The organism is Sphingobacterium sp. Lzh-3 (assembly GCF_046764375.1).
Lineage (GTDB): Bacteria > Bacteroidota > Bacteroidia > Sphingobacteriales > Sphingobacteriaceae > Sphingobacterium.
This window is the reverse complement of sequence record NZ_CP177226.1, coordinates 3,151,301-3,171,928: the sequence shown is the minus strand read 5'-3', so window position 1 is coordinate 3,171,928 and position 20,628 is coordinate 3,151,301. Positions and strand designations below refer to the sequence as shown.

Annotated in this window: 15 protein-coding genes; 11 read left to right on the top strand and 4 right to left on the bottom strand. The window is 33.1% G+C overall.

What is annotated here, in order from left to right; translation table 11 throughout:
- Nucleotides 1-73: 73 nt before the first annotated feature.
- The 3 genes from ACLCDV_RS13205 to ACLCDV_RS13195 form a co-directional block, all read right to left on the bottom strand.
- Entirely contained in the window at nt 74-1,324 is a 1,251-nt protein-coding gene (locus tag ACLCDV_RS13205) for a helix-turn-helix domain-containing protein (RefSeq protein ID WP_411971341.1), read from the bottom strand.
- Nucleotides 1,325-1,513: 189 nt separating this feature from the next.
- Nucleotides 1,514-2,110: a hypothetical protein gene (locus ACLCDV_RS13200; RefSeq protein ID WP_411971340.1), complete on the bottom strand. Its 597-nt coding sequence runs from the start codon at nt 2,108-2,110 to the stop codon at nt 1,514-1,516.
- A 173-nt stretch (nt 2,111-2,283) separates the two neighbouring features.
- Entirely contained in the window at nt 2,284-2,880 is a 597-nt protein-coding gene (locus ACLCDV_RS13195) for a Crp/Fnr family transcriptional regulator (protein WP_411971339.1), read from the bottom strand.
- Nucleotides 2,881-3,217: 337 nt separating this feature from the next.
- Between ACLCDV_RS13195 and ACLCDV_RS13190 the strand changes: the two genes are divergently transcribed.
- Together ACLCDV_RS13190 and ACLCDV_RS13185 are read left to right on the top strand one after the other, a co-directional pair.
- A complete protein-coding gene (locus tag ACLCDV_RS13190) occupies nt 3,218-3,646 on the top strand; it encodes a helix-turn-helix domain-containing protein (protein WP_289011629.1) in 429 nt (142 codons plus the stop codon).
- A 14-nt stretch (nt 3,647-3,660) separates the two neighbouring features.
- Nucleotides 3,661-4,509: an IS3 family transposase gene (locus ACLCDV_RS13185; RefSeq protein ID WP_411971338.1), complete on the top strand. Its 849-nt coding sequence runs from the start codon at nt 3,661-3,663 to the stop codon at nt 4,507-4,509.
- Nucleotides 4,510-4,589: 80 nt separating this feature from the next.
- Here ACLCDV_RS13185 and ACLCDV_RS13180 read toward each other — a convergent pair whose 3' ends face one another.
- On the bottom strand, nt 4,590-5,096 hold the full coding sequence (locus tag ACLCDV_RS13180) for a hypothetical protein (protein ID WP_411971337.1): 507 nt from the start codon (nt 5,094-5,096) through the stop codon (nt 4,590-4,592).
- A gap of 873 nt (nt 5,097-5,969) precedes the next feature.
- Here ACLCDV_RS13180 and ACLCDV_RS13175 point away from each other — a divergent pair.
- From ACLCDV_RS13175 to ACLCDV_RS13135, 9 genes are all read left to right on the top strand, one after another.
- Nucleotides 5,970-6,185: a heavy metal-binding domain-containing protein gene (locus ACLCDV_RS13175; RefSeq protein WP_411971336.1), complete on the top strand. Its 216-nt coding sequence runs from the start codon at nt 5,970-5,972 to the stop codon at nt 6,183-6,185.
- Nucleotides 6,131-6,322 (top strand): hypothetical protein, encoded by a 192-nt coding sequence (locus ACLCDV_RS13170; protein ID WP_411971335.1) that lies wholly within the window; start codon nt 6,131-6,133, stop codon nt 6,320-6,322. The genes ACLCDV_RS13175 and ACLCDV_RS13170 overlap by 55 nt, the downstream gene beginning before the upstream one ends.
- Before the next feature lie 184 nt (nt 6,323-6,506).
- On the top strand, nt 6,507-11,117 hold the full coding sequence (locus ACLCDV_RS13165) for a sacsin N-terminal ATP-binding-like domain-containing protein (RefSeq protein ID WP_411971334.1): 4,611 nt from the start codon (nt 6,507-6,509) through the stop codon (nt 11,115-11,117).
- 11 nt (nt 11,118-11,128) lie between these two features.
- Nucleotides 11,129-12,832, top strand: a complete 1,704-nt coding sequence (locus ACLCDV_RS13160) for an AAA domain-containing protein (protein ID WP_411971333.1) — start codon at nt 11,129-11,131, stop codon at nt 12,830-12,832.
- Nucleotides 12,833-13,087: 255 nt separating this feature from the next.
- Nucleotides 13,088-13,279, top strand: a complete 192-nt coding sequence (locus ACLCDV_RS13155) for a heavy metal-binding domain-containing protein (RefSeq protein ID WP_411971332.1) — start codon at nt 13,088-13,090, stop codon at nt 13,277-13,279.
- Nucleotides 13,280-13,396: 117 nt separating this feature from the next.
- Nucleotides 13,397-16,447 carry a TrlF family AAA-like ATPase gene (locus tag ACLCDV_RS13150; protein ID WP_411971331.1) on the top strand — a complete coding sequence of 1,017 codons (3,051 nt, stop codon included), beginning with the start codon at nt 13,397-13,399 and terminating at the stop codon, nt 16,445-16,447.
- A gap of 205 nt (nt 16,448-16,652) precedes the next feature.
- Nucleotides 16,653-17,675, top strand: a complete 1,023-nt coding sequence (locus tag ACLCDV_RS13145; RefSeq protein ID WP_411971330.1) for a restriction endonuclease — start codon at nt 16,653-16,655, stop codon at nt 17,673-17,675.
- Between the two features lie 55 nt (nt 17,676-17,730).
- A complete protein-coding gene (locus ACLCDV_RS13140) occupies nt 17,731-19,377 on the top strand; it encodes an ATP-dependent nuclease (protein WP_411971329.1) in 1,647 nt (548 codons plus the stop codon).
- Nucleotides 19,364-20,515, top strand: coding sequence for a UvrD-helicase domain-containing protein (locus tag ACLCDV_RS13135; protein WP_411971328.1), 1,152 nt, complete (start codon nt 19,364-19,366; stop codon nt 20,513-20,515). The genes ACLCDV_RS13140 and ACLCDV_RS13135 overlap by 14 nt, the downstream gene beginning before the upstream one ends.
- Nucleotides 20,516-20,628 lie beyond the last annotated feature (113 nt).

The window sequence follows — 20,628 nt, the reverse complement described above, 5'->3', positions numbered from 1 at the left end:
GATACAAGGGTAGGTCTTTTTGATAGGCTAACCGTCCGAATGGATGCAATCGAACAAATTTCATTGTGTCGGGTTAGTTTGATTGTTTACTATGGACTTTCATATATTCTGTCGGCGTAATGCCTGTTGTTTTTTTGAAGCTGGCATAAAAGGTTGTTCTTGAATTGAAGCCTGCCCTTATTGCGATTCCAAACATATCAAGTTGCTTGGCCTCTTCGGATAATAAAAGCTTTTTCGCTTCCTCCGTGCGAAGCTCGTTGATAAACTGGTAAAAATTTTTCTCCAGTCCATTGTTTATGATGTAGGACAGATCGTGCGGATTGATTCCGATATGCTCCGCGAGGGATGATAGTGTCAAAGCCGGGTCGAGATATAGCTTTTCAGCTGTAGTTTTTTGTACTAGTTTTTCTTTTAATGTGTCTACCTGTTGTGCTGTAAGCCGCTCCTCGGCTTTAACCTTTTTATGCTGCGCTTCGTTGATGAGGTTTTCTGTAGACTCAATTGTGTAAATTGAGCGTTGTGTTAGCGTGGCGTACCCAAGTGCCATTGTGCCCATAAAATATAAAATTGGGGCGACAGCACTAAAAACTAAATGAACCATAGCCAGCAGACGGGCAACAATCATCAATAATAGCGCAATCAATAGATACTTTAACCAAGCCATGTTTATCTTTTCTGTATAGGAAGATAGCTGGCGAATGTTTTTCTGGTGTATTTTAAAGAGGTTATAACAGGCAATCCAATAAAAGATACATTGTGCAAAAAAGAAATATTTGATAGCAAAGATGGTCCATTGCGGTAATTGAGGCAGATGGATGTGTCTATTAGAAAGCCCGGGTATTAAATAGATGATGGAGAAGAAAACAAAAGCGAGGAATGGAACAAAATGTAGTCCCCAATATCGATTTTTTGCTGTTGGTTTGACCATGTCGTGAACGGCCAGGTAGAAGCAGGGGAGTGTAGCCCATCGCGGGAGTTCCAGCGTATGGATCAATCCCTCGCTCTCGATATGAAAACCTTCAAGAAAAAGCTGAGTAAATAAGCATGCCATCAAATAATACCATGTTCCTAACCACCGATCTGCTTGGGAAGAAGTGTGGTTGACACCCAAAAAGATTAAGGTGCCGAGCAGTAGAAATGCACCAGCCGAAAAAGCATGAAAGGTATAGAGTATATTGATCATGGGCCGTAGCAAGTTATCATTGTAACGTGAATTTAAACATAATTGATCAAATGGAGCTACATCATCCATATACGTACCCCGATCCAACCATTTACGGATAGCGGGGCGACGAGATAGCTTTTCTTTTTTGCAAATTAGCAATGATCTTTACTGGTCTTGTCCGTGTCCATCCAAACGGATAAATCTGTTAGGGTTCCATGCGATACAATATCAAACTGCTGTCGAATGAGATTACGGATATAGGTTGCTTTTTCGTTTTTCGGTTTATGCTTCGATCGCTTAAACGGAGATCGTGATTTTATCAATGACAGCACAGTTCTCGATTATAGCTTATTGTTTCCATTTCACTTTTCCCTTATCGTCCAACATTTCGATAGAAGGGTTACCCAGACTGTCCACCTTTAGAATAATTCTCGGTATCTCATTGTTATCTTTCATCACCAAAGAAGCGTTCCCATTCTCGGTTAGCAGGTTTATCCGGTTAATATTATGCCCCGGCTTACCGGATAGATCCTTATCATTAATCAATAGACCAGCCCTGAAATAATTGTCGTGTTTATTATCCTGTGCCAAGATACCAATGGCATCGGCATTCTGATAATCAAATGCAAGTGCGTTCAGGTTAGTCTCTTCATTATCAGTAATTGCCAAACCTCCTCTTTCGTCGCCATTTTTATCATAGAAAATCATACCTGCGGGAGCGTAAGCCCTTTTATACGTCTTCCCATTGATAATAGGTTGCGGAATGTTATCTGTGTTTGCAATAACGACACGATTATTTCCAGATCTGTCTTTGATATCTATTCTTTCCGCGGTTAAGCTTTGCTTGTTGTTCAAAAAAAAGTAGACCACACAAGCCATCAGTACGATATTGGAAAGAATCAGTGCGGTTAGAAATATTTTTAGTGTTTTGGAAATTGTTTGCATAATTTAATTTCAATTGTTAATTATTACGTTCTCCTATTTCATTCTTCAATTAATAGTACGATGCGTTCTATTTCAAAGAGTTTAATAGTATGCCTTATTATTGTTTGATAATAAGCAAAAATAAAGTGTGATTTCGAGAATGCACTCTACATAGGTTGAGCGTAATGATTTTTTTATTTGGCTAGCGCTTTACGTATTCGGCTCAACTGTGTTGGGGTAATGCTCAGGTGCGAAGCAATATATTGTAGTGGAATTCTGCTGTCAATTCCCGGATGTGCCGCCAGCAATTTGAGATATCTTGTGGTTGCACTTTCGGTCAGTAAAGAAATTTCTCTTTCTTCATTAATGACGATCCATTTTTTCTCCAAATAGGCAATGTAAAGGTTTTTTAGTTCATCATTTTGATTAATAGCTGCTCTTGTTTGATGATAAGGCATACATACCACAGTAGTGTTTTCAATAGCTTGCAATTTAAAATCGTTGGGCGTTTTTATGATTGCCGAAAATCTTGTACTCGCAAAATCCCTCTCCAAATAAATCCATTTATTCCAGATAGCTCCTTTTTCATCAACAAAATAAGAGTTTAAGGCTCCTTTACAAACAAAGAAGATGTCATTGGCGAAACGACCCTCTCTCAGTAAAACTTCATTTTTCTTAAATTGCTGAATGTAAGTTGCCTCAGCCAATAAATCAAATGCCTTATCCGAAATGGGATATACGCTTGTAACAGCTGTTTTAAAGTCAGCAAGATATTTTTCTGTTTCTGTCATTTGTTTTAGCGGGGCTATATGATGCTATTACGTTCAAATAAATATAACGTATATTTTAAATAGCTAAAACTGATTTTTCTTCTTCTTTGGATATTTCGATATCAATGACCGCTAGATATATATATGATAGATTTACCACCAAAAGTGGCGGCCCGAAATGGTCGCAATCCATAAACTGGCGTCACGATAAAAATAAAGGCAAGGAAAATACCAAAATTCAAAGCTGCTGTAGCAAAAGCAAAGATAAAATAAAGAAGAAAGGCGGAACATTGTTCCGTCTTTCTTCTTCTCTTAATATTGTCTCGTCCTGAAATATCGATACACAAAAAAAATCGTTATGGAAGAAGGAACAAATTATGTAAAGCGGACTCAGCGTGATTACACTTTAACATTGAAGCTGAATGTCGTTAAAGAGATTGAATCGGGGAAATTGACACTCTCCCAAGCTCAAAAACAGTATGGCATCCAGGGAGATAGCACTATTCGCAATTGGTTAAAAAAATATGGTAACTTTGATTGGGAGAATCAAATACCATCCAATATGGCAAAGTCACCAGAACAGCGCATTTTAGAACTGGAAGCCAAAGTCAGACTGCTGGAGAAGCAAAAGGCTCAACTTGAGCATCAGAATCACATCGCTGATTCCAAAGCGATCATCTTTGACATGATGATCGATATTGCAGAAAAAGAATATAAAATCGACGTAAGAAAAAACTTGAAACCCGCGCAATCAATCGTTTCCGGCAAGAAAAACAAGAAAGCCTAAGTTTTACTTGTGGATTGTTCGGGTTAGACAGGCAGGTGTATTATCGAAGGATCAAACGTATAGCCAGGAGCCAGGGTATAGCCGGGAAAATTGTGGACTTAGTTCATGAAATACGCACTACCCAGCCAAGAATAGGTACACGGAAACTTTACCATATGTTGGCAAGGGAGCTACGGGCATTAAAGGTGGGTAGAGACAAATTCTTTGATATTTTACGCGCCAACCATTTGTTAATTACACGTAAAAGAAGCTATCATACGACCACTATGTCACATCATAGATTTAGAAAATATCCGAATATTATTAAAGAAGTGGCTGTTTGCCGTCCCAATCAGGTTTGGGTAAGTGATATCACTTATATAGGAAAGCGAGAAAGCCCCTGTTACCTGAGTTTGGTTACAGATGCCTATTCGAAGAAAATTGTTGGCTTTGAGGTCTCACAGACCATGTGCACACCGCATGTTGTAAAAGCACTAAAAATGGCACAAAAACAAAGAAAAACAAACGAGCCGTTAATCCATCATTCCGACAGAGGAGTACAATATTGTGCAGAAGAATACCAATATTACCTAAGCAAGTACCAGCTCAGTTGCAGTATGACAGAAAACTCTGATCCTTATGAAAATGCCATCGCTGAACGAATCAATGGTATACTCAAACAAGAGTTCATGATTGATACCTATCATTTAGATCTACATTTGATGAAGCAGATCGTAGCTGAAGCAATCGATATCTATAATAATGACAGACCACATTGGTCTAATCATATGCTAATTCCAAATCAGATGCACATGAAATCAAACATGAACTTCAGAACTTATAAAACAAAAAACAGTAGCAACCTATCGGCTACTACTGTTTAAATTATTTATTTTTAATCACTGAAAACCCGTATCGATTTTTCAGGACTAGTCATATCAATATCAGAAACAGATGTAAGAGATTAAAAATGTTCTTCGTGAGTTCTTCCTACTACATATCTGAAATAAATGTTTGGATATAGAAAATATTCGCCTGAAAATTGCTTCCCTGAGAAAAGATACATGTTTTTGAGATCAGAAGCTGTAATCTTTGATCTGCATTCACCGATCTTTTCAAAATCAATACAAAATGGTATTAGTATAGGCTTGGAAGCATAACCTTTTTGTTTTAGATCTTTGTAAATACTCTTGAAATCAAGCTGTCCTTTTATTGTCTTCATATATTCTACAAATTTGGGATGTGCGCTATCCGAAAATGTTAAAGAATCAATCTCTCCCTTATTATTAAAAATAACTTTCATGAGGGTTAGCGTTGAAGCACAATTTTCTTGAAGTATTGAAGGATATCTCATGGTATGAGTCATACTGGAATAGAACTTTTCAAAGGATGGAAAGTCGTCATTCTTCTGACCGAAAACGATCTGAGAGATAAAAAACAACATTGCGGTAACTAATATAAACTTTCTCATATTCACTATATTTATTGATATTTTGACCCCTTATGCCCCGTCTCATAATCAGCTAGAATTCTGGACCTGTCATTTAAAGATGGTAATTTATTTCCTAATTTTGACTCTATCGAGCTCCAGGTCTGGTTATTTACACTATTTTGAAACGCCTGGTATAGCCCTCCAAAAGCAACCGAATATGCATCATATAGCCATGATCCAAGGCGGGGGATTAAAGTGGATAAAGGACGATATTCGATGAAAAACAATATAAAAAAGAATAAAAAAACCTTGAGTCTGGGAGGATCTCAAGGTTCCTAATTACAACCTATTTTGAAAAGTACTATTAATACAATATCGAGTCCTGTTTGGTTTTTAAAAAAAATATTTCTAGCTGTTGAGCACGGAGTACTAGTTGTCAATAAGTTTTCTGTCACCGGATTTCTAACTATAGATGATCTAAGTACCAAAAAATATTTTAAATTGACGGATCAGGTGTGAATGATCATGGAAGAACTTTTTGATAAACGGCGGTTGCCATTATCTTTTGAACAACATTTTCTAAGAAATGAACAACAATTATCTCAACTAATCTTACGATCTTTACAGTAGATGAATGCCCAAAGCCGGTTAACATCTAGCCCAAGTGGACATCTAGCCAAAATTGCCTCCCTTAACGGTTATAAGGGGGGCTTTTTTTATTTTATTGTCTTATTAAAACGGCCGAATAAATCAATTACGGTTTACCGTAACCATTCCTAATTTCAAACCAATACCTTAGCCTTAAAGTTTGTAATAATCTTGAAAGTTAATATCTGTAAACATATTAATTCAGAATAAATAATGTATATTAGGCATGGGTATTAACCTTGCCCGATTGAAAAGTATAATGCCATGATAGTAACCACGACCAATTCCATTGAAGGGAGGGAGATTTCACGATATGATGATCCAATAGCAGCCAATGTAGTTATCGGCACCAATATCTTTAACGATATAGGAGCGAGCTATGCCGATTTCTTTGGTGGTCGCTCTACCAACTCTATGAGAAGAAGATGCAGGAAATGTACGCGCGTGTTACCGAAATGCTCAAGCAGCATGCTCAGGTAATTCGTGCTTATGCTATTATAGGGCTTAGTGTAGATATCGACGAAATCTCAGGAAAGGGGAGCCAGCTATTTATGATTATGGCCGTGGATACACCAGTACATCTCAAAGAGGTTGCTCGCGCTCTCATGGAGAAGTAGGATAATCTATTGGATGGCAAATTGATTAGGCAAAAGAATCGGCTAAATTGACAGCTTATCAAATGTTATCCTAGGCAAAGCCTTCGAACACAAAGTTTCATGAATTTCTAACAAATGATTATTCTAAGAACTTGTTAGCGGAAATTTTGGAATTAAAACTATATAACGTACCAAGAAAACTAAGATGATTAATAGGGAAGAAGCAGTAGATACGCTCAAAAGATATTGGAAAGTAGATAAATTTCAATTTTTGGCTGTTTTAGAAAAAGCCAAAAATTTAGATGGTACTTTTAAAAATTTTGGATTTTTCAAACTTAAGAAAGATGATAGAAATTTGTCATATCCTTTAACAGATGGATATAACAATAAGTTGGCTGTTTCTGTTTTTATTCCAGATGCACGACAATTACAAGACGGTAAAAGCTATTTAGTGGTAGCCCAAATTGCAGATGAAAAAGATCGCATCAAACAAAATAATCCATTTTTATTGCAACTTACTGAGCTTTTTGATGTAGAACAGAATTTAAATTCAGTAAGTCCAAAAGACTTTATAGCTACTTGGTTTGGTAAGAAAGGAGAAAATCCTGGTGATGCAGCATCAATAGCAAGTCAATTGAAATTGAATCAGCTAGAACTGTATACTCAAACAAAACGTTTTGTATTTGAGTTGATTCAAAATGCGGACGACATGCCTGTAAAGGGAAAAGATGTAGAAATAAATATTCGACTACTGAAAGATTATTTTATTTTCCAGCATACAGGACTATATTTCGATAGAGAAAATGTAAAAGCTATTTCTGATGCAGCTCAAAGTACCAAAAAAAATGATGAAACTAAAACCGGTTATAAAGGAATAGGCTTTAAATCTGTATTTTCAGATAGCGAACAAGTATTTATTTATTCAAGAGACTATAGTTTCAAATTTGACAAAACAGCACCTATTTATAAAGATTTTAAGAAATTATATGAACCATATTGGTCTAAATTAACGACCGAAGCGCGGAATCAATTTTTTATAGACTATCGAGACCAGGAGGGAAAATATACCAATACAGATAATATTCCTTGGCAAATTAAGCCTATATGGATAGACTTGAAAGATTATCCAACAGACTTGGCACCCTGTATACAAACTAGTAAAAACGTAAATATAGCTCTAGGTGTGGGGCAGGCGAAAATTGACGAAAAGCGGTATGATAGTATGATTCGTGAATTGGTAGCTGACCCAAGGTTTTTATTATTTTTAAGACATACTAAGAAGATTATTTATACCGATCAGAATAATATCGATACTTTTATTGAAGTCGCAAAAACTGAAAATGAAACGCGGGTATTTGCTAACAACAAGTTAGAATCCGTTTATTCATCTTATCAAGACGATATTTTAATCAATAATGACGCTTTTACTCAAGGGAAATTTGATTTACAGCATATCGAAATTGAGAAAGGAAAATGGGTTTTCAGAAATAAAGAGGGTAAAATCCTAGAAAATATACCTGAAAAATTAGGAAAGCTCAAAGAAACGACGTTGTCATTTGCCGTAAAGCAAATCGAAAAAGGTAAAATAGCTCCGGTGAGTGAGTCCGAGTCAATCTTATACAATTATCTCCCCACATCAGATTATAATTATAAATTTCCGTTTATAGTAAATGCCGATTTTGTCTCAAAAACGGACCGTGAAGGCATATTGGCTGAGAATATTTGGAATCATTATTTATTTTTCCATATTGGTTATTCGCTTGTAAAATGGGTTAATACTTTAGTTGACAAAGGCTTCATCTCGAGTGCGCTGAAGGTTTTGCCACGCATCTTATTAGATGAATCAAATGTAGATAGACATGATATTAATGCTTCATTTAATAGGGGGCTTAAAAAGGGAATAGCCGAGATCGCATTTCTATTGTCTCATGACAGAAAAAAAGTGAAATGTACTGAATCTATATATGACAGTTCTGGATTAGCGAGTATCATTGGTCCAAAAGCATTTCAACAGTTTTTGCGTACAGACAAAGAGTTAGTGAATTGGAGATTTGATGATCAAGAATTGAATATTCCATATCTGAATATAGTATGCGCTAATAAAAAATTAGTATTAGAAAAGTTAAGTAATCCACAATCACTACAAATTTTGAATCAGTCTATCTTAGCCTTGAGTAGTGAAAAATATGTCAAATTCTTAGAATGGCTTAATCAGGCGAGTTTTGATTATGCTACTTTATCTAAGTTGGAATTTTTACGTTTTGGTACCAGTTATTATTCATTATTAAGTATCAACGTAGAATATTCTACCTTATTCATAGATGATGCAATTATTTCGTCTATACCGAAATCTTTGTTAGATAATTCTGCCTTGGTTTCGGATTTATCGTATACAGATTATCCTAATTTATTATCAGTAATTCAGAAAAATACCTATTTGTCAGTGTCTGCTGAGTATGCAACTAAAGTGGTAAACGTATTTAGTTCGAAAATATTTAATTTATCAATAACTAATCGACTATCTATCATAGCTGCATTGCGCAAAATTAATAGCATTGATTTAAAATATGTGGCCAAACTTCAATGGTTTAAGAATAATTTGGGTGAATTAAAAAGTCTACAAGAGTTATATGATCCTGATGGATTTGTATATTCATCAAATTATAATTCATTATTCATTTCAGATTCAGAATATAAACTACTCAGTAGAGAACTTCAAAAGGAGTTAAAGTCATTTGTTAGTTTGTTGGATGACGATAGCTACAAATTAAATTTTAGGAGTAGTTCGTTAAGTACTACTGATGATATAGAACTGCGTTTTTTGAATAAATTTATTGATTTGGCTCAGGATGATGCTAATATTTATAAAAAACTAGCACAGAAAATTCAAATAAATGAGTATTTTATTGATGGTGAACTTTGGGCAGATGAGCTTGTTTTGAAATATGTTGATAATGTTCAGAAGGAGCAATCGCACTTGTTCAAATTAGTGCAAATTCATACAGATTTGCAAACGAAGAACAATTTGCTTGAAGAGTTATTAAAGATTATACCTCACTCCGAAAATAAGATCGTAGAAGCACTCCGCAATGAGATATTTCATTTGAAGGAATTTCCGGTTAGCAAAATTGATTTTTATTTAAGGACTGAATTAAAAGGAAATTTAAATTATGATCAAGTATTGTTTTTGGTGATTCGGAATTGGATTATACAAAAAAACATTATTGATTTAAAATCTTCTACTATTTCACTTACGGAGGCAGATAAAGTACGTCTAATGGATACTATCTATTCAATTGGTATTTCACATCAATCATATAGTATTCGTGAGAATGGTGAAGATGTGAAATTTATAGAAAAGGACAAGTTTGCCGTAATAGATAATGATATATTAGCACCAGAAGAACAATTATCACCTTGGTTGATAAACTGGATCAATCGTGATCCAGCTAGGCTTGATTTCTTGGTTGCCTTAGGCTGTTTTGGAACGGATAACATACATTATAAAATTAGACAAGCTTTAAAGAATCAGCAAATAGCAGAAGTTTGTGACTTGATTTCTTCAATTAGTAATCATTTAGCTTTATTACATAATACGACAAACTATATAAAAACATTTGCTGAAAAGGTGTTCCTAGATAATACAGCATGTGTTTTACTAATTATTGAATACTACAATAAATTAAGTAGTTTTAATTTGACTTCTAACGCGAATTTTAATTATCCAACTTTAGATCTTATTAATAATAGATTTGTATTTAAAGATCTTTTGTCAATTTCCAAATTTTATAAATACAACAACGCTATTAGCGCAGAATATTATGATAAAATAATTAGCTATGTTAGGGATACAGGCAGTGTTTTTATTCCTGATAAATTGGAACTACCTAATAAATTTCTAAGCAGAGTTAAGTCTATTGAGATAGAGAAAAGCGTTAACGAAGATGTATTGAAGGCTTCAAGTCAACTTTATAATGCAGAATATTATCAAGCATGGTCAAAGAAGGATAGATATCCAATATATATTTGTGAGCATGAATTTATACCCTTTAGATCTAAATTTGAAGATTTGATCTTAACCGAAAACTTTTATTCTGAGCATTTAATCTATAAAGTAGGCAGCTGTTATTATGTTTGCCGAAGTGAGATTAGCGAGATACCTTTTAATCTCAATAATATCCCCTCAGATGATTGGAAGGGGTTAGTCGAACAAAGTTACTTTTTTAAAAAATCATCAGATAAGAAAAATGATGATAGCAAAACTAAATATGATCTAAGCGAAGAAGAAGCAGAGGCGTTTTCGAAATTATTTGGGTATAATCTATCGAAACCTGACAGAGGTATATGGAGTGCTTTAGCCATATTTAAGGCTATACGTTTTTATGAAGACAAAGGATATAATTTATCCTCTGTTGTATTAGATTTAGAACAGGTGATTAAACAAACCTATTTTACGATTACTATTAATGGGGTATCAACTAGAATCTACCCTCGTTCAGCACGTAAAAACTTATTGTTTGTTTCTATACAATTGTGGAATGTGATGGTTCAAATACCTACTATTATTTATTGTTTATCTAAAAAAGGTGAACCTGTTATAGTAGAAGATGTTAAATCTTTGATTGATCAAGACAAAAATGTGATTTTCAAAATTAGTGCTGATAATTCGGATCATCGCAAAGAAATTATTGATAGCTATTTTAGCGGTAAGAATATTAATGATTATCAATATAATAAAGCTGTATCAGCCACTATGATACTAAGACTTAATAAGGATTCCGAATATAATTCTGTTTTTGATGGTATGGATTATTAATTATTACAATTATGATTTCTATATCAAAGCAAATAGAATTTTATAAGTGGCAATTAGTTGAACTTGGTCGAGAATGGGAAGTTTATTATATTTCTCATTTACGAGAACTCATTGATAAACATGAGTGTGCTTTAGGTGAACTTCATGGTTTAGATGAGGTTAGAGGAAATATTATTGTACGATTTCCTGTAAATATGGCAGTACGGCTTAATTCTTTGTATACTATGTATTACTTTTTTGATAAGAATTTAGCAGATGAACAGCTTAGTTTTAAATCTTTCGTTCAAACAGTTGGTGTCATTAGTACAGGGGAAAATAGTGTACAATCTATTTATATATTGGATCGGTCACAAGACTATTTAAATATTGCTTTTTCAGGAGCTCCAATCGAATTTTTTGAAAAATTGAAATCCGCAAAAAAGCAGCAATTATCTGTTAATATTTTATTAGGAAAGACAGAGCCTCCATATCGATATTTAAAACGATTAGAGAAATTTACCGAAGACTATGCAGACGTAAATTTTTTAGATTTTAAACCTAATACTGTATTGAATAGAAAATTTTTTGGTGAAGATAAAGTATTGAGTATTATTAATGAACTAAAAACGACATCAGAAGTAATCATCCAAGGTCCACCAGGGACAGGAAAATCTTCTTTGGTAGCTAATATTCTAAAGAATATTGCGGATGGTAAGAGAATTTGTGTCACTGCATTAACTAATAGAGCATTGGTGGAGTTAGCTAAGAAATTGAAAGATAGTTCAATTGAAAAGTTAGTTTACAAGACTAATTTATCCGTTAATGAAAAAAAGGAATTATCATTTCTTAAAACTTTTGATGAAAATATAGTAATAGAATCTTTTATTCAATTGACTACATACTATAAGTTATCTGAAAAAATAGTCAATTTAAAATTACGTAAGCCAGTATTCGACATATTAATTATAGAAGAAGCCTCACAGGCGTTTTTTACGACGTTAAAAGCATTTACTTTATTAGCTAATAAAATAATTATCATTGGTGATCCTAATCAATTAACACCTATTGTATTAAATAATAGTAAGAGATTAAGTATTCATCTAAAAATAGATAAACTAATTAATGGCTTAGATACGTGGATGTATAAACCTGACACTTCCTTTTTCATGTTAGAGGAGACATATAGATTAAATGAATTCAATACTTGGTTAACAAACTCTTTTTATGAAAATAAATTGATATCAAATACGAAAAAAGCTTTGAACATAAATATTGATGATAGCTATTTGAATTTTTTTGATAGCTATAACACAACTACTTTGTGGAGAGTCAACAAGTTTTCTGAAATAGAAGATTTAACACACTTCATGCCTAAATTAAAAGATTTGTTACTAAGCATTATTAAATCTAATAATATAGAGACGGCTATTTTAACACCTTATAAAGAGGATGTTATAGCCTTACAATTGGGATTGTCGGATGTGTTGATTAAAGGAAAAGATAAGGTTATTATAGAGACTATTGATAGAGTTCAAGGAATGACTGTAGATGTTGTTATTTTAGTACTGAGATTAGGAAAGAATCCTCAATTTATTTTTGACAACAATCGTTTTAATGTTGCTACCAGTAGAACAAAGCATTATAATATCATTATTACAGATAACAAATTTGAAATGCTTACATCTTTATTGTCTTCTGAAGTAAGAACCTATTTTAATAAATTATTAAGCTGTTAAATTTATGAAATTTAACAAAACTCATACCATAGATTTTTTTAATGCAACAACTGTCGGAGTATAAAAGGATTGTGTGAAAAACTGTCGAATAAATTACCTACGGTTTCCCGTAACCAATCCTCCGTTTAAACCAATACCTTAGCCTTACAGTTTGTAATAATCTTGAAAGTTAATATCTGTAAACATATTAATTCAGCATAAATAATGTATATTAGGCTTGGGTATTAACCTTGCCCGATTGAAAAGTATAATGCCATGAGAGTAACCACGACCAATTCCATCGAAGGGAGGGAGATTTCACGCTATAATGATCCAATAGCTGCCAATGTTGTCATCGGCACCACTGTCTTTAGCGATATAGGGGCAAGCTATGTAGATTTCTTTGGCGGTCGCTCTACCGGGTATGAGAAGAAGATGCAGGAAATGTACATGTGTTTTACGGAATGACTTAATTCCAATATACCAATATAGTGAAAGCAAAGTAAGACAATAAGCCAGTATATTGAATGTATATTTCTTCTTAATATAAAGTTTGGGTTATTAATTTTTTAATTTAATATAAATATGATTAGTAAAGGATCTGAGTGGAATATATGGGATTTACATGTTCATACTCCTGCATCAATTTTCCACAGATATGGAAACGATGATGACGTTTGGGAAAAATATCTTCTAGATTTGGAAAGTCTACCAAATGAATTTAAAGTAATAGGAGTAAATGATTACTTTTTTATTGATGGCTATGAAAGACTAATAAAGGAACAAAAGGAGAATGGACGTTTAAGAAATTTACTGCTATTTCCTGTTTTGGAATTTAGAATAGAAAAATTTGCTGGTATAGAGTTTAAAAATGTCAAAAGGATAAATTTTCATGTAATTTTTTCACCTGAGCTCTCAATAGAGACAATTAAAAGCCAATTTCTTAATACACTTGAACAATCGTATACACTAGAATCCGATGGTAGAACCTGGACGAGGGCTATTACAAAAGAAAGTGTTGAAGAATTAGGTCGCAAAATTAAAGAGGGTATTCCTGCGGACCAACTTATTCATTATGGATCCGATTTAAGTGAAGGTTTTAATAATTTAAATCTGAAAGAAACCCAAATTTTTGAATCTTTAAAAAAGGATTGCTTTGACAATAAATATCTAATAGCGATTGGTAAAACAGAATGGGATGACTTAAAATGGACCGATGCTTCGATCGCACAAAAAAAATCAATAATCAATGATGCAAATATAGTTTTTACAGCTTCTGAGAATGTTGAAAAATTTATTGCAGCTAAGCAAAAATTGAAGTCTCAGAATGTGAATGATTTTCTATTTGATTGTAGTGACGCGCATTCATTTTCTTACGATAGTAAGGAGAAGGATAGAATTGGTAATTGCCTTAATTGGTTGAAGTCAGATATATCTTTTGATGGTCTAAGGCAAGTAGTTATTGAAAACGAAAGTAGACTATTTGTAGGTGAGAAACCTGAAATTCACAGTAAAATCAATGCTAATCGTACAAAGTATATTGAATCTATAAAAATTAATCAAGTTTCAGGCTATGATCCGACAAACCACGGAATTTGGTTTAGTAACGTTACAATACCAATAAACCCTGAATTAGTAGCAATTATAGGTAATAAAGGTAATGGTAAAAGTGCTTTAGCAGATATAATCAGTTTATGTGGAAACTACGATGGAGAACATGACGATTTTTCGTTTTTAAATAAAAAACGATTCGGTGATAAAAACAGTCAAATATCAAAAAATTTTGAAGCGACGGTAAATTGGTTAAGCGGAAATTCAGATACGAAAAATTTGAGCGAAAGGGTAGACCATTCATTTAATCCAAAAATCAAATATCTACCTCAAGGCTATTTTGAAAGAATTACAAATGAATCATTGGACGACTTTAATAAAGAAATTGAAAATGTTGTGTTTACGCATTTAAGTGATGAGGAAAAATTAGGTAAAACAAATTTTAAAGAACTAATTGATTATAAAAACAGTGTAAGTAAGGAAGAAATTTTAAAGATTAAATCGAAGCTAAATCTTTTAAACGAATCTATTTTCAAAAAGCAAAAAAAGCTAAATCCTATATTTATCAAAAATATTGAAGAGCTCATTAAGCAAAAAGAGGCCGAATTAGATGCATTGATTGAGCCTATTGAAATTAAGAATCCAAATGATAACTCTAGTAATACTGAACAAAATGAGAAAGTAAATGAGACTCTAACGAAATTAAATGCGGATATAATTAAACAAGAAAAGACAATAAAAGAAACAGAGGAATTTAAAAAAAATATTCACTTAGAAATAAATGAATTAAAATCAATAAAACAACGTATTGAAAATAAAATTAAAGATATAGAAGACTTTAAGAGTAGCTTAAGATCTGATCTCCTTAGATATCCTGAAATTGAATCAGATAAATTAATAGGTATTTACTCAAATCTAGAAAGTCTAACTTCCCTAATTTCTGAAAAATCCTCTAAATACCATGAATTCCAAGAACTTTTAGGAGAGTTACCATCTGAGAAAGTAAATTTTAAATCATACAAGCTTTTATTAAACGAACTCTTATCTGAAAGAGCTCAAATTCAAAAAACTTTAGGGGAAGCAGACAAAACATATCAAAAGTATCTTTTAGATAAAAAGGAATGGGAAAACAATAAATCAAAAATTATTGGAAATATTGCTACTCCAGACAGTTTAGAGTATTATAAACGTGAGCTTAATTATATTAAAACCGAACTTGCGAATGATATTGAGAATGAAAAGAATGATAGATTGAAAATAACTGAGAAAATATTCGAACTGAAAGAGAATGTTTTAAATACTTATAAAATTGTAAAGCAAAAAATCGATTCAATAATTCATGAAAATGCAGATTTGTTGTCTGCGTATCCTATAAAAATTGAAGCGGCGTTCTCATTAACCCAAAATTTTCAAAAAAGATTTTTAGATTTCATCTCTTTAAATAAGTCAGGTACTTATTATGGAAAAGAAAATTCTGAAATACAACTAAAAAGATTATTAGATAATATTGATCTTGATATTTTTGACGGTGTATCGGATTTATTAGATGTATTAGTGCATTCATTATTTAAGGATTTAAAAAGTGAAAATAAATTTACTTACATTGAAGATCAAGTTGATGACGTTGTTGCCCTATATGATTATTTGTTCTCGCTAGATTTCCTTGATTACAATTATGAATTAAGACAAGGTTCAAAAAATCTAAATCAATTATCTCCAGGGGAGAAAGGAGCATTATTATTAATCTTTTATTTACTTTTGGACAATAATGACATACCTTTAATCATAGATCAACCCGAAGATAATTTAGATAATCATAGCGTCGCAAACATACTCGTACCATTCATTAAAAAGGCGAAGTCTAAAAGACAAATCATCTTAGTCACGCATAACCCCAATTTAGCGGTTGTTGCAGATGCTGAACAGATTATTTATACGGAATTGGATAAGGAAAACAACTATAAATTTTCTTTTAAATCAGGAGCGATCGAAAATCCTGTAATAAATGATTGTATTGTAAAAGTATTAGAAGGAGCGATGCCCGCTTTTAATAAGAGAAAAATGAAGTATTACGGAGATAATTAATTTTATTTTAAAGATTACTACTAACATTAGCATTCAGTCTAGTTTTGGTGGAGACTCTCGTATTAGCGATATATACAGATGTTGGCGACCAAATTTTATTTTTTGTATATTAACACTATTATATTATCAGTTAGAACTATATCGAATTGGAGTCAGGCAATTCAAGTAGCTACAGCTTAGTATTTTGATAATATGGAACCTAGCCATGAATAGAGAAGAAATTATTGAAACATATTTCAAACTTTCAGATGAAACCCAACATTCTATCGGCACAGAGAAACGTAGAAGAGGGAAGGAATTTGAGCTTCTTCTTTCGAATTTGCTTGAAATTGAGGGTCTGGAACCTAAGGGTAGTTTTAGACCAATAGGGGAAGAGATGGATGGATCATTTGTTTTTAATCAACACACTTATCTTCTAGAAGCAAAATGGGAAGCAAAACCTTTATCAGCTTCAAGTATTTATCAATTTAGAGGTAAGGTAGACGGGAAATTGGTTGGAACAATTGGAGTTTTTATTTCAATGTCTGGCTATTCGAATGAATGTGTTGACGCATTAATATATGGAAAGTCCCTTAATATTATTCTATTTGATAAAAACGATTTTGAGAAATGCTTGCATAGAGTTAATGGGTTTTCGATTGGTTTGATGGAAAAGCTTCGTGCTGCTGCACAATCCGGAGTACCTTTTTTTCCGTTAACTTCAATAGTAATTGCTGATGAATTTAAAAATATTGAAATCGATCCGGGATCCTTATCCAAACTTGTCATTGTAACGGGGGGACAAGGTGATCAACAGATCATATCCTTTTTAGCCAGAAAAATTTTAGAATTAAATAAGATAGAACGAGAAGTAATAATAAGGACCGCGGGAGGAAAGTTGGCAATTGCAGCCTTGGTCAATGCTTTTGATGATTTTAGTGATGGTGAAATTCAAGATTTCATGCTAGTTGCTGATTCAGATGGTGAAATAGAAGATACTCAAAGAGTCTTAACCACTATGCTTAATGAAAATCTTGAACCGACCATTGTATTGCCTGATCCTGAAATTGAAGTATGGTTTCAGGAATTTAAAATCTATGATCGCAACGATATGATTGGATATGCTAAGCATCACAGAACTTCTGTTGGGGTTATAAGAGAATATCTTCTTAATCGTGTTAATATCGATTATCTGCGGAACAGAGATGCTAGTTTTAAAAAATTTTACAAGGCTATTCTTGGTCTATAATAAGTAGCTTCAGCTTTTCACACTAAAAAACAACCAATAACCTTAAGACTAAATTATGCATATAAAAAAAGTCATTATTTCAAATTTTAAATCATATCGTAATCCGTTTTGCTTGGAGCTTGATAAAGGTCTTAACATTTTGGTCGGTAATAATGAAACTGGAAAATCCACGATTTTGGAAGCTATTCATTTGGCACTTTCAGGACTATCAAACGGAAGATATTTTATAAATGATCTTTCAGAATATTATTTCAATTATGAAGCAGTACAAGAATATCTAAAAAGTTTGAGTTCCAGCAGACCCTTGCCTCCACCGGAAATTAGCATAGAAGTGTTTATCGGTGGTGACGATCTTCCATTATTTGAAGGTGACGAAAATAGTATTCAGAAAAACGAGTGTGGTATTTGTTTTAAAATTCAAATGGCGGAAAAGTATCGAGCAGAATACAACGAGTACATTGCTGAAGGAAACATTTCAGCACTTCCAATAGAGTTTTATGAGGTTAATTGGACTACCTGTGCGCGAGAATCTATAACTCCGCGAAAAATTCCAATAAAATCTGCGCTAATCGATTCAAGTTCCGCTAGGTACAAAAATGGATCAGATGTTTATATCTCGCACATTGTACGTAACCACCTTGAAGACAAAGATAAAAATGGACTAACACAAGCACATCGAAGATTACAGACACAATTTGTCAAAGATGAATCGGTTAAAAATGTCAATGAGATAATTAGTTCCTTAGCTATAGATGGTTCAGCAGCGAAGCGTCTGAAGCTAACTGTAGATCTGTCGTCCAAAGATGCTTGGGAATCCAGCTTTGTGACATCAGTTGAAGAGATACCTTTTCAACACATTGGAAAAGGAGAACAAGCTGTTATTAAAACCAAACTTGCACTGGAGCATAAGAAATCAAAGGAAGCAAATATTATACTGATTGAAGAACCTGAAAACCATTTAGCCCATTCTAAATTAAATCAGCTTATAAAGGCTGTACAGGATAAATGTACCGAAAAGCAAATTTTAATTTCCACACATAGCAGTTTTGTTGCTAACAAACTTGGACTTGAAAAACTAATACTTATTGAGAATAAAATACCATTAAGGCTAAATAGTCTGTCTGAGGAGACACAAGACTTTTTTGCTAAGCTTCCTGGTTATGATACGCTCAGATTACTTTTATGTAAGAAGGCCATTCTTGTGGAGGGTGATTGCGATGAGCTTTTGGTTCAACGTGCCTATATGGACAAAAATAAAGGAAGGTTACCGATAGAGGATGAAGTTGACGTGATTTCTGTTGGGACTAGTTTTAACAGATTCTTACATATAGCTGAAAAAATAAAAAAGCCTGTATGCGTAGTAACTGACACTGACGGAAATATAGATGCTTTGGAAAGAAAATATGCTAGCTATCTTGGTGATAATGCTAATCCATTCATAAAAATTTGTTACGATAATATTATTGACTCAGGGAATCTAGTTGTAGGGAAAAAAAAGAAACCATTCAATTATAATACATTAGAACCTAAATTTTTGAAAGTGAATAAGCAAAAGAAAGTAAATAGAATATTAGGACTAGAAAAAAGCGAGGATGAGTTGCATTTATATATGAGAGCAAACAAGACAATCTGTGCATTAAAAATATTTGAAACTACTGAAAAACTAGAATTCCCCAAATATATTTCTGATGCTATTGAATAATAAGTTATTGATATCTGTTGCCGGATCTGGTAAGACAACCTATCTTGTTCGTAGCGCTTTACGTATTAAGAATCCATTGTTGATTACAACTTTTACGGAAGCCAATGAAAAGGAAATACGAAAAAAATTTTATGAAATAAATGGACACATTCCCGCAAATGTGACCATTCAAACATGGTTCTCATTCTTGATCCAACATGGTGTAAAGCCATACCAGGGATCAGTATTCACGGAAAAAATAAACGGTTTATTGTTAGTTAATGAGGCATCGGGGATCAAATTTACAACGAAAACGGGCATAAAAGTGCAATATTCGGAAGCAGAAGAATTTGAAAAGCACTACTTTTCTAAGAATGGTAAGATCTATTCGGATAAGCTCTCGAAGTTCGTGATTCGTTGCAATGAAAAGTCGGGTGGCTTAGTGATTAAGAGACTTGCCAAGATCTTCAAAAATATCTATTTCGATGAGGTTCAGGATCTCGCTGGTAATGATTTAGAGCTACTAAAATTGATATTTAAAACTAATATAAAAACAATTTTAGTAGGGGATCCAAGACAAGTCACCTATCTGACACATAATGAACGGAAAAATAGTCAATACAGAGATGGAAATATTAAACAGTTTATTTTAGATAAATGCAGTAAATATTGTATGGTTGACGAACAAATTCTTCGTTATTCTCATAGAAATAGTGCTGAAATTTGTGGTTTTTCTTCTCTTTTATATCCAGAATTTGAAAAAAGTAGACCCTGTGAATGTTGCGAATGTAGAAGTGGAATAAATGATCATTCTGGTGTCTATCTTATTAAAAGTACGGATATTGAAAAATATTGTTTAGAGTTCAATCCTGTCGTTTTAAGGTATCAATTAGCTGTAGAGCCTGAATGGAATTTTGGAAACTGTAAAGGCTTAGGTTTTGATAGGGTTTTAATTTATCCTACAGGTCCAATTAGAGATTTTTTAAAGACTGGCTTACTTACAAAAAAAGTAAAAGATCGGTCAGGTTCAATCAAAGAAAAATACTCTTTAGATCGGGCAAAATTCTATGTGGCTTTGACCAGGGCGAGATATAGCGTTGCAATTGTATGTGATTATGATGAAAACGATATTTTCATTTCTGGGCTTAAAAAATATTAATAGGGAGTGTAACACCAACTGTCTCATAGGATTAAAACTTAAAAATCTCTTTCGAGTTTGAGTCTATCCCCAAATCCAATATAAAGTTGGGATATGGTCAAGCCCCAGTTATG

Excerpts from the sequence above, each read along its gene's own strand:
- ACLCDV_RS13200 (WP_411971340.1), bottom strand. The coding sequence starts at position 2,110 with ATGCAAACAATTTCCAAAACACTAAAAATATTTCTAACCGCACTGATT.
- ACLCDV_RS13195 (WP_411971339.1), bottom strand. The coding sequence starts at position 2,880 with ATGACAGAAACAGAAAAATATCTTGCTGACTTTAAAACAGCTGTTACA.
- ACLCDV_RS13190 (WP_289011629.1), top strand. The coding sequence starts at position 3,218 with ATGGAAGAAGGAACAAATTATGTAAAGCGGACTCAGCGTGATTACACT.
- ACLCDV_RS13180 (WP_411971337.1), bottom strand. The coding sequence starts at position 5,096 with ATGAGAAAGTTTATATTAGTTACCGCAATGTTGTTTTTTATCTCTCAG.
- ACLCDV_RS13175 (WP_411971336.1), top strand. The coding sequence starts at position 5,970 with ATGATAGTAACCACGACCAATTCCATTGAAGGGAGGGAGATTTCACGA.
- ACLCDV_RS13170 (WP_411971335.1), top strand. The coding sequence starts at position 6,131 with ATGCAGGAAATGTACGCGCGTGTTACCGAAATGCTCAAGCAGCATGCT.
- ACLCDV_RS13165 (WP_411971334.1), top strand. The coding sequence starts at position 6,507 with ATGATTAATAGGGAAGAAGCAGTAGATACGCTCAAAAGATATTGGAAA.
- ACLCDV_RS13160 (WP_411971333.1), top strand. The coding sequence starts at position 11,129 with ATGATTTCTATATCAAAGCAAATAGAATTTTATAAGTGGCAATTAGTT.
- ACLCDV_RS13155 (WP_411971332.1), top strand. The coding sequence starts at position 13,088 with ATGAGAGTAACCACGACCAATTCCATCGAAGGGAGGGAGATTTCACGC.
- ACLCDV_RS13150 (WP_411971331.1), top strand. The coding sequence starts at position 13,397 with ATGATTAGTAAAGGATCTGAGTGGAATATATGGGATTTACATGTTCAT.
- ACLCDV_RS13145 (WP_411971330.1), top strand. The coding sequence starts at position 16,653 with ATGAATAGAGAAGAAATTATTGAAACATATTTCAAACTTTCAGATGAA.
- ACLCDV_RS13140 (WP_411971329.1), top strand. The coding sequence starts at position 17,731 with ATGCATATAAAAAAAGTCATTATTTCAAATTTTAAATCATATCGTAAT.
- ACLCDV_RS13135 (WP_411971328.1), top strand. The coding sequence starts at position 19,364 with ATGCTATTGAATAATAAGTTATTGATATCTGTTGCCGGATCTGGTAAG.